Consider the following 9,937-nt stretch of genomic DNA (forward strand, 5'->3'; position numbering starts at 1 on the left):
CCCCGCTGTCTGTGCGGTCAGTGTCCGGGCCGACGCTTGCGGGCCGGTTGTACAACGGGTGCCGGCGGCCCGCTCACCACCAGTCGCCGCGCTCGTGCCGGTCGTCCTCCTCGTTTCCGAGCACCTCGGACAAGGCGTCGACGATGCCGGCGTCGAGCATGGTGTGCGCCTGGGTGTCGGTGGTGACGCCGAACCCGGAGTCGCCCACGGCGACGCTGACCGTGTACCGGTCGAGCAGCCCGTAGGTGCGGAAGGACCACTCGTTGCCGGAGCCGGGGGTGCCGTCCGGGCGTCGCACCTCGGTCGGGGTGCCGTCGGTCTCGAACCCGAAATCCGTGAAGCGGAACTGCATGCCGAGTCCGATGGCCTTGCTGTAGGCCTCCTTGAGCGTCCACAGCCGCACCATCGCCGGGTCCCGCTCGTCGTCCCCCATCGCCTCGATCCGCTCGGCCTCGTGCGGGGTGCACAGGTGCCGGCCGAGTCCTGCCGCGTACAGGGTGCGGTCGGTGCGTTCGGCGTCCACGCCGATGACGGCGCCGGTGGCGAGTCCCACCAGGAGCAGGTCCTCGGTGTGGCTGAGGCTGATCTGCACGCCGTCGTAGCCGTGCAGGTACGGGCGTCCCGAGGGGGTGTAGCCGAGTTCCACCGACTGCGGCGGCACGTGCAGCGCGGCGCCCGCGGCGAATTTCAGGAGCACCCGTGACGAGGCGAACCGGGTGCGCACCTCGGGGTGGGTCAGGTCGAGGTAGCGGGGCCAGTCCCGGCCGAGCAGTGCGCGCAGCCGCGGTCCCCCGGCCCGCTCGGGACGCCAGTCGTCCAGGCGGGCGTAGAGGATCGCGGTGGCATGGGTGGCGAGGTCACGTCGGACTCTGTTCCAGTCCCCGCGCGGCCCGGTGATCTCGATCGGTTCGCCGAACGTCCGGCTCGGGGAGGGTTTCCCTGGAGCCGTCATCGAAGTCCTCCATGGTCTTGCGGAGATCGCCGAGCAGGTCGGCGGCGGCCGCCCCGTCGATCACCCGGTGGTCGAATGTGAGCCCGAGCCGCATGACGGGCGCCGCCACGACCTGTCCGTCCCGTACGACGGCCCGGTCCACGACGCGTCCCGCGCACAGGGTGACGGCGGTGCCGCCGGCGGAGTGGAACCCGTCGACGGCGCCGTGCCCGAGTGAGCTGACCGACACCGTGCCGAAGATTCCCGGCCGGCGGCGCGGGTCGCGCAGGGCGGCGGCGAAGGCCGCCCGGCCGAGCGGGACGGGCAGCCGCCCCAGCATCCGCACGCCCTTGAACTCCGGGAGGTCGGCGGTGTGCTCGCCCCGGTAGCGGTCGACCTGTTCCTGGACCTGGTCGAGCGAGAGCTCCTCCAGTCCGGGCACCAGGGCGGAGAGCACGGTGCGCTCCCCGTCGACGGTGCGGTCCAAAGCCAGCTTCGCGGTCACCGGGCCGAACCGTACGATCCGGGGCCGGCGCACCAGGGACGGCCAGCTCGGCGCCATGACCGCGTTGGCCTCGGGGTGCCGGGCCATCGCCCGCCCGGTGGCGTGCAGCAGGTAGCTGACGACGGAGTAGCGGGTGCCGCCGGCGCGGGCGGCGGCCCGGTGTGCCTGGATCCGGGTCATGTCGATGTCGGTGTCCAGGTGCACGGGCCGTTGCCCGGCCGCCCACTCCAGGAAGTACAGGGTGTGACGGCGGCGGCGTTCCTGGTGCCACCGCGGTGTGTCGGTCATGCCGGGACCGCCAGTTCGTAGAATTGGCGCAGGCTGCGGGCCTCCAGGACCCGGCCGACCGGGACGGCGAGGCCGGTGGCCAGTTCCACCGCGGTGACGAGCTTGAGCAGGTGCAGCGAGTCCCACTCGGGGAGTTCGTCGAAGTCGGCGGTGACCTGCTCGTCGGTGACGGGCAGGCCCAGTTCGTCGCGGACGGTCGTGACGAAGTCGGCCAGGCTGTAGGCGGGGTGTGTGGTGGTCATATCCTCTCCAGGGCGAAGCCGGCCTTGATCCACTTGCTGGACTCGATGGCGACGGCGAGTGCCTTCTGGCCGGCCGTCATCTTCTCCAGGAGCCGCTCGATCTGCAGGAACGGCAGTGCGTTGCCGTTGTTGCCGGTGTCGGCGACGCAGGAGATCTCGGTGGCCGAGGGCACGTCGAGCTGTTCGGTGATCTTGCGGGTCATCCGGCCGGACAGCTGCGGCGGCAGGATGTAGTCCAGCTCGTCCTGGCTCCAGTCGAGTTCGCCGAGCAGTTCCCAGAGGATCTCCACGGCCATCACCGGGACGTGCTCCTCGATGGCCTTGTAGTCCTCGGTGAGGGCCTGCCGGTCGTCGTGGCGGTCGGCGAGGCCGAACCACTCGATGACCTGGCCGGGCTTGCGGCCCAGGCCGGTGAAGCGGTTCAGGACGTGCCGCAGGACGACCTGGGCGCCGCGTGGCTCGTCGGTGAGGACGGCGGCGCCGGCACCGTCGCCGAACAGCACGAAGTTGACCAGGTCGCTGGGTGCCGCCTTGGTGAGGTCGCGGTCGATGTCGAGGTGCTTGCTGCACACGTCGCCGCCGATGACCAGGCCGGTGCGGTACTCGCCGGAGGCGATGAGGGTGCGGCCCAGGCTGAGTGCCTGCACCGCGCCCGCGCAGCCGGACTGCAGCTGGAACGTGGGCACCTGGTCCAGGCCGAGCAGGTCGGCGACGTTGTTGACGGTGGCCGGCATCAGGGTGTCCGGGGTGGCGGTGCCGAGGACGACGAAGTCGATGTCGCCCGGGTCCACCCCGGCGGCGGCGATGGCCCGCTCGCCCGCCTGGGCGCACAGGTCGGCCAGCGACCAGCGCACGGCACCGGTCTTCAGGTCCCGGGCGAAGTGCCGGGTCCTGGTGCCGATGAACATCTCGATCCATTCCTCGTTGGCGCCCAGGACCCGGGCCAGTTCGGCGTTGTCGACCGCCTCGCCGGGCAGGGCCGTGCCGACGGAGGCGAGATGGACCCGGCTCTCGTGCGGGTGGTCGCTCATGCTGTCCTCTCCTGGGTGATGTCGGTGTCGGGAGCGCAGTACTCCCGCAGGAAGTCCACGAGGTCACCGACCGACGCCAGGCGGGGCAGCAGGTCCTGCACCGTCAGTTCGGCGACGGCGGGCAGGCGTTCCTCCAGACGCTTCTTCAGCTCCATGACCATCACGGAGTCGAAGCCCAGGTCCTCGTAGAGCCGCAGCAGCGGGCCGAGTTCGGCCGTCTCGTAGCCGCCGACCTGCCCGATGGCGGCGAGGGCCGTCTCGGTCACGGGGTCGGTGGGCGCGGGGCGCTCGAGGACGAGCACCGCGGTGTCCGTGCCCCGGCCGGCCTGCCGGGCCGGTTCCTCGGGCGCGGCGGCCGGCTGCTGCCGGCCGGAGCGGCGGACCGGGCCCGCGGTCCAGTACCGGTGTTCGTCGCTGAAGGCGTACGGGGTGAGCCGGTACGGTGCCTGGTCGCGGGTCTCGTAGACGTTCTCCCAGCGTGGGTCGAGGCCGCCGCGGTACAGCTCGGCGACGGTGTCGGCCAGGTCCTGGCCGCCGGAGTCCGCGGCGCGCACCGGGGCGGTGGCGACGGGTCGGGTGCCGGAGTCGGGAAGTGGCAGCTTGCGGGTCAGCGAGGAGAGGACGGGCGAGGGACCGACCTCCACGGTGTGGCTGGGCCCGGCGTCGCGCAGCGCGGTGAACGCGTCCGCGAACAGCACCGGCCGGCGGATGTGCGCCACCCAGTAGTCGGCGTCCATCGCCTCGCCGTCCAGGAGCCTGCCGTGCAGCGTGGAGTACAGCGGCAGCCGGGGCACTCCCCCGCCGACCTCGCGGGCGACCTCGGCGAAGTCGTCGAGCATGGGCTCCATCAGGTGGGAGTGGAAGGCGTGCGAGACGCGCAGCATCCGGGTCTGGATCCCGTTCCGCTCGAACTCCTTGTCCAGGCGCCGCAGCGCCATGATGTCGCCGGAGAGCACGGTGGCGCGCGGGCCGTTGACGACGGCGACGCCGACCTGCGGCTCGTCGGCCAGCAGCGCCTCGAGTTCGGTGCGGTCGGCGACGACGGCCAGCATGCCGCCGCCGTCGGGCAGTTGCTGCATCAGCGCGCCGCGTGCCGTGATCAGGCGGGCCGCCGCGTCCAGCTCGAACACGCCCGCCAGACAGGCCGCCGCGTACTCGCCGACGCTGTGGCCCAGCAGCAGGGAGGGCTCCACGCCCAGTTCCTGCAGCGTGCGGCCGAGGGCGTGGCCGACGGCGAACAGCGCGGGCTGCGCCCACCGGGTGAGGTGCACGGACTCGTCGCCGGTCAGGACGAGGTCCCGTACGGAGCGGCCGGTGTGCGGGAGCAGTGCGGCGTCGGCCTCGTCGAGGAAGTGCCGGTACAGCGGCGAGTCCTTGTAGAGGCCCGCCGTCATCTCGGGGTACTGGGAACCCTGCCCGGTGAACAGGAACGCGGTGCGCGGGGCTGCGCCCGCCTCGCCGGTGAGGCGGGCGAACAGGGCGGGGTCGGCCACGGCCGCGTGCAGGCGTTGGACGAGGGTGGCGCTGTCCGGGGCGCTGACCGCGAAGCGGTGGCGGTGGCCGGATTTGACCTGGTGGGAGTTCCAGCCGACGGCGCCGACGGGGGCCCGCCGGGCGCTCAGTGCGTCGGCCTGCGCGGCGAGGTTGCGGTGCAGGGCCTGCGGGTTGGGCGCGGTCAGGGTGAACAGGGCGCTGCCGATGCCCCGGGGCTGCTCGTCGGCCCCGGCGGCCGGGCGGGCGGCCGCCGGCGGTGCGGACTCCAGGATCGCGTGGGCGTTGGTGCCGCCCATGCCGAAGCTGCTCAGTCCGGCGACGCTGGTGCCGCGGGGCAGCCGCAGGGGTGCCTTCAGCAGGCGCAGCCCCTTGCCGCGCAGGTCGAGCCGCTCGTTCTCCTTGGCCGCGAATCTGCTGGCGGGCACGGTGCGGTGGTGCAGGGACAGGGCCACCTTGATCAGTCCGGCGATACCGGCGGCGCCCTCGGTGTGTCCCAGGTTGCCCTTGACGGAGCCGAGGGCCATCGGCCGGCCGGCGCGTCCCGCGTGGTGGTGACCGAGGGCCGACACCTCCATCATGTCGCCGAGCACCGTGCCGGTGCCGTGTCCCTCGGTGAAGGCCACCTGGTCCGGTTCGATCCCGGCCCGCCGGTAGGCGGCTCCGATGACCTCCTGCTGCGACCAGCGGTTGGGGGCGGTGATGCCGTTGCTGCGGCCGTCCTGGTTGACGGCGGTGCCGCGGATGACCGCGTACACCTGCTGTCCGTCGGCGAGCGCGTCCTCCAGGCGGCGCAGGACGACGGCGCCGACGCCCTCGCCGCGGCCGATGCCGTCGGCCTGGGCGCTGAACGGCTTGCAGCGGCCGTCGGGGGCGGAGAGTCCGGCCTGGTTGTAGAAGATGGAGAGGGCGGGGGTGAGTGCCACGTTGACGCCCGCCGCCACGGCGTAGTCGCACTCTCCGGACAGCAGGGCGTTGCCGGCCAGGTGCACGGCGACGAGCGACGAGGAGCAGGCCGTGTCCACCGCGAGGCTGGGGCCCTTGAGGTCCAGGTGGTAGGAGATCCGGTTGGCGGTCATGCAGTAGCCGTTGCCGGAGCCGACCTGGGCGCTGACCCGGTCGTAGTCGGTGAGGTGCAGCTGGGCCCACTCGTTGCCCATGATGCCGACGTAGACGCCGGTGGCCGTGCCGGCGAGCTGTTTCGGGGCGATCCCCGCGTCCTCGACGGCGCGCCAGGCGCACTGCAGCAGCAGCCGCTGCTGCGGGTCCATGGCGGCCGCCTCGCGGGGGGAGACGGTGAAGAACTCGTTGTCGAAGGCGTCCGGGTCGTCGATGAAGCCGCCTTCGGTGGTGTTGGCGCGTCCTTCCGCCGGGGTCGGCGAGTGGAAGTCCGCGGCGTCCCACCGCTGCCGGGGGACCGGGGAGATCCCGTCCCCCGAGCGCATCAGCAGGTCCCAGTAGGCGCCCGCGTCGGGCGCCCCCGGGAATCTGCAGTCGAGTCCGACTATGGCGATCCGGTCCATCAGCCCGCCGCCGGCTCGGCCAGGCTCTGTGCCAGGTGGGTGGCGAGGGCCTGGACCGTCGGGTAGTCCCAGGCGACCGTCGGTTCGAGGATCAGGTCGAAGTCCTCCTCGATGTCGCCGCACAGGCTGAGGGCGGCGACGGAGTCGAGGCCGTACTCGGCCAGGGGCACGCTCGGGTCGATCTCCTGAGGCCTGCGCTTGAGGTAGAGGGCGATGCGGTCGGACAGCCACGTGGTCAGTTCTTCGGTGGTGAGTCCGGTGGTGGGAACGGACATTCTGCGCTCCTCGGAAGGGTTCCTCGGTCGGTCAACTCGACTGGCTGGGACGGTCTCTCAGCCCGCCAGCGGGGTGTTGTAGAGGTCGTAGCTGCGGGCGTCGCGGAAACGGCGGAGCACCTCGTCGTGCAGCCGCGTCTCACAGGTGGCGGGCAGGTCGGGCAGCTGGTGGCCGAGGCGCCGGCCGAGCCGGTGCAGCGCGGCGGCGAGCCAGGCGGGGTCGGCGAGGAAGTCGTCCTGGCCGCCCTGGGCCTGCTGCCACACGCCGATCACCGATGCGGCGGCGAGCAGCACCGCGTACCGGTCGGCGAGGGCGAAGGTGGCCGGGCTGGCCAGGGCGGTGCGGTCCGTCGGGGTGAGCGAGAGGCTCTGCTCCTGGATCTGGCGCAGTTCGTCCATGAGGCGCAGTGCGGCGCCGTGGGCGGCCCGTTCCTCGGGGCTCGAGCTGGGCAGCCGGTCGACGGCGGCGACCAGGGAGGCGCTGAGTCCGTCGCGGCCGCTGGCGAGGGTGAGCCGGTCGAAGGCAATGTCGGGCAGGTCCTCGCGCGGCCGGAACAGGGTCGCGGGCGCGGGGTCGTCCTTGAACCAGGCGCGGCGGGCGAGCCGGGACAGCTGCGGGATGATCGTGGCCTGGCAGGCCGCGGAGCCGGCGTGGCCGAGGCTGAGGACCGGCAGGTCGCGTACGTGCTTCTGGAAGATCCCGAACTCGCCCTCGCGGGTGTAGAACCGGGCGCCCAGCACGATGGACAGGTCGTACATCGCGTCGGTGAGCATCTTGGGGACCAGGTACTTCACCACGGCGGCGTAGACGCTGGTCTCCTCGGGCAGCACGTGCACGGCGCGGGTCGCGGCGAGCGAGAGGCTGTCGCAGATCAGCAGGTCGAGGAAGGTCGTGGACAGGGTCGCCTTGGCGTGCGGGATGTCCATGACGGACTTGCGGTACAGCTGTCGTCCGAGGGCGAAGCCGGTGACGGTGCGCAGGGCGGTGTCGGTGGCGCCGAGGGCCATGCCGGGCACCGCGCTGCGGGTCATCTGGAAGGCGCGCAGGGCCAGTTCGACGCCCTTGCCCTCCTCGCCGACGAGCGCGGAGGTGGGCACCGGGCAGTCGCTGAAGTCCAGGCCCGACAGGTGGCAGCCGCGGACTCCGACCGCGTCGTAGCGCGGCAGGACCTGGAAGCGGTCCTGGTCCAGGCTGTCCCGCTCGGCCAGGACGACCGAGTGGCTGCGGCTGCCGGGGGCGGGGCTGGTCCGGCTGAACAGCACCCAGGCCGCGGCCCGGTCCGCGTTGTTGATGACCTGCTTGGCTCCGTTGAGGAGGTAGCCGCCGTCCACGGGACGGGCCTGGAACTCGTTGCGGACGAAGTCGTTGCCGTGGGCGAGTTCGTGGTAGGCCACCGACACCTTCTTGCCGTCGAGCAGGAGGTCGGCGAGGCGTCGTTGCTGCTGTTCGGTACCGGAGCTCCACACGTTGACGGCGGCCATGAACGAGGTGACGCCGTAGCCGAGTCCGAGGGCGATGTCGCGGCGGAAGACCTGGCGCATCACCCGGACCAGGGTGTCGATGCGCTCCAGGCGTCCGCCGAGGTGCACCGGCACGAACTCGGAGTTGAGGGCCAGTTCGTCCAGGGCCCGCTCGCCGGGCTCGGACAGTTCGCCGCGCTCGTCGTCCGCGAGCAGGGCGGCGTAGGAGAGCTCGGCGCGCTCGTCGGTGGGGTCACCGAGGCGGTGTTCCAGCTCGGCGATGCGGGCGGCGACCCGGCCTTCCTGGCCGCCGGGCGGGTGGGTTCCCTGTGCTCCGGCGGACGCTTGGTGCGGCCCGTTGGCCGCGGTACCGATCAGCATGGCGTCCTCTCAGTTACGTGCAGTGGTGGCGTCGGCCACCGGCTCGGCCTGGGTGTTCGGCAGTCGGTGAGGGCGCAGCGAGAACAGTTCACCGGCGCGCCGGGTGGTGATCAGGTGGTCGAGCAGCGCGTCGTGGGCCTCGTCGTCGCCGCCGGGTTCGCCCAGGCGGTCCAGGATCCGGTCGAGGGCGGCCCTCAGCCACAGTCCGTCCCGCCACAGGGGTTCCGTGGCGGTGCCGGTGAACAGGGGTGCGCTGTGGGTCCACAGGCCGATGCAGACCGCCGCGGCGTGGCAGAGGGCGTAGCGGCGGGCCACCTCGAAGGCGGCGGGCGGTACGTCGCCGACGAGGCCCTTCCACTGCTCCATCTCCTGGTGGACGCGGTCGGTGAGGTCCGCGACGCGGCGGGCCGCCGTGGCGGCGGGTGCCAGCGCGGGCTGTTCGACGGCGAGCTCGGCCAGCCGGTCCACCGAGGGTTCGAGGCCGGCCAGGACGCCGCTGCCGCGGCGGGCGACCAGGGACAGCCGTCCGGGGTCGAGCCGGGGCAGCGGCGCGGACAGGTCGTAGGCCTCCCGGGCGCCGGTCACGTCGCCGGTGCCGCGCTGCCGGCCACGTACCAGCGAACGGAACTGGTTGACCAGGGAGTTGAGGTTCACCAGGGTGTTGCCGTCGAACATGCCGACGATGCGGTGGTCGCGTTCCACCTTCTGGAACATGCCGTGCGCGTGCACACCCTTGAGGAAGGCGCGGGCGCCGAGCACCCGGGTGAGCCGGGAGAGGACGTCCTCGGTGCCGCTGGGCAGCAGGTACTTGGTGACGGCCGCGGTGACGCTCATCTCGTCCGTCTGGGTGTGCACCAGTCGGGAGGCGGCGGTGCCCAGTGCCTCGTGCAGCAGCACGTCGGCGGCGGCGGTGCCCAGTACCCGGCGGGCCTGCGGAAGTTCGACGAGACGCCGGCCGTAGAGCTCGCGCTCGAGAGCGAAGTCGACCGCGATGCGCAGGCCGTGGTCGGCGGCGCCCAGGGACAGGGCCGCGCACATGGTGCGGGTGAGCTGCAGCGCCTTGAGGACGATCTCCAGGCCCGCGCCCTCGGCGCCGACGAGTGCGGACCGGTCGACGGCCGCGCCCTCGAAGGAGATGCCGGAGATGTCCGCGCCGCGGATGCCGTGGGTGCGGACCTTGGGCAGATGGCGGTAGGTGGCAGGGTCCAGCTCGCGCTTGTCGACGAGCAGGACGCTGAAGCCGCGCGGTCCTCCGGCCGGGTCGGTGCGGGTGAGCAGGGACAGCAGGCTGCCCCTGGTCGCGTTGTTGATCAGCCACTTCTCGCCGTCGACGAGCCAGCCCCGCTCGTTCTGGGTGCCGCGCACCTCACCGGCGAGCAGGTCGCTGCCGTGGGCGCGTTCGGTCAGGCCGAGCGAGACGGGCACCCCGGCACGGATGTCCGCGCCGAGCGCGGCGGCCTGCTCGGGGGTGCCGGCCACCCAGACGCAGATGCCGCCCAGGTAGGTCTTGCCGTGCCCGATCGCCACGGTGAGGTCGCGGCGCGCGACGGCACGCATGACCTGGAGCAGTGTCGCGTAGTCGGTCAGGCGGCCGCCGTGTTCGACGGGCACGTAGTGACCGGGCAGGCCCCAGTCGTCGAGTCGGCGGCAGATGTCGCCGGGGAACTCCTCCTTGTCGTCGAGCTCCACGCAGTGCTCGTACGAGAACCAGCAGCCGGGGTCGTCGGGGGGGGGGGGGGGGGGGGGGGGGGGGGGGGCGCGGGGGCGGGGGGGGGGGGGGGGGGGCGGGGCGCGCCCGCGCGCGGCGGG

8 protein-coding genes are annotated in these 9,937 nt (G+C 72.7%); all 8 read right to left on the minus strand.

Annotation, left to right across the window (positions count from 1 at the left end; translation table 11 throughout):
* Positions 1–73: 73 nt before the first annotated feature.
* Genes ACIBTU_RS36395 through ACIBTU_RS36430 form a run of 8 tightly spaced genes read right to left on the minus strand, consistent with a single transcriptional unit; the run spans position 74 to position 9,817 of the window.
* Positions 74–952: a 4'-phosphopantetheinyl transferase family protein gene (locus ACIBTU_RS36395; RefSeq protein ID WP_399130999.1), complete on the minus strand. Its 879-nt coding sequence runs from the start codon at positions 950–952 to the stop codon at positions 74–76.
* A complete protein-coding gene (locus ACIBTU_RS36400) occupies positions 858–1,724 on the minus strand; it encodes a 2-oxo acid dehydrogenase subunit E2 (protein WP_399131000.1) in 867 nt (288 codons plus the stop codon). Before ACIBTU_RS36400 ends, ACIBTU_RS36395 begins: the two co-directional genes overlap by 95 nt.
* Positions 1,721–1,966, minus strand: coding sequence for an acyl carrier protein (locus tag ACIBTU_RS36405; protein WP_399131001.1), 246 nt, complete (start codon positions 1,964–1,966; stop codon positions 1,721–1,723). The genes ACIBTU_RS36400 and ACIBTU_RS36405 overlap by 4 nt, the downstream gene beginning before the upstream one ends.
* Positions 1,963–2,997 carry a 3-oxoacyl-ACP synthase III family protein gene (locus ACIBTU_RS36410; RefSeq protein WP_399131002.1) on the minus strand — a complete coding sequence of 345 codons (1,035 nt, stop codon included), beginning with the start codon at positions 2,995–2,997 and terminating at the stop codon, positions 1,963–1,965. The genes ACIBTU_RS36405 and ACIBTU_RS36410 overlap by 4 nt, the downstream gene beginning before the upstream one ends.
* Positions 2,994–6,011, minus strand: a complete 3,018-nt coding sequence (locus ACIBTU_RS36415; protein WP_399131003.1) for a type I polyketide synthase — start codon at positions 6,009–6,011, stop codon at positions 2,994–2,996. Before ACIBTU_RS36415 ends, ACIBTU_RS36410 begins: the two co-directional genes overlap by 4 nt.
* Complete coding sequence (locus tag ACIBTU_RS36420) at positions 6,011–6,286, minus strand: acyl carrier protein (protein WP_399131004.1); 276 nt, start codon at positions 6,284–6,286, stop codon at positions 6,011–6,013. The genes ACIBTU_RS36415 and ACIBTU_RS36420 overlap by 1 nt, the downstream gene beginning before the upstream one ends.
* Before the next feature lie 57 nt (positions 6,287–6,343).
* Positions 6,344–8,128 carry an acyl-CoA dehydrogenase gene (locus tag ACIBTU_RS36425; RefSeq protein WP_399131005.1) on the minus strand — a complete coding sequence of 595 codons (1,785 nt, stop codon included), beginning with the start codon at positions 8,126–8,128 and terminating at the stop codon, positions 6,344–6,346.
* 9 nt (positions 8,129–8,137) lie between these two features.
* A complete protein-coding gene (locus ACIBTU_RS36430; protein WP_399131006.1) occupies positions 8,138–9,817 on the minus strand; it encodes an acyl-CoA dehydrogenase family protein in 1,680 nt (559 codons plus the stop codon).
* Positions 9,818–9,937: the final 120 nt, after the last annotated feature.

It is taken from the genome of Streptomyces sp. NPDC050145 (assembly GCF_044460245.1).
In the GTDB taxonomy this organism is placed as follows: Bacteria; Actinomycetota; Actinomycetes; order Streptomycetales; family Streptomycetaceae; genus Streptomyces.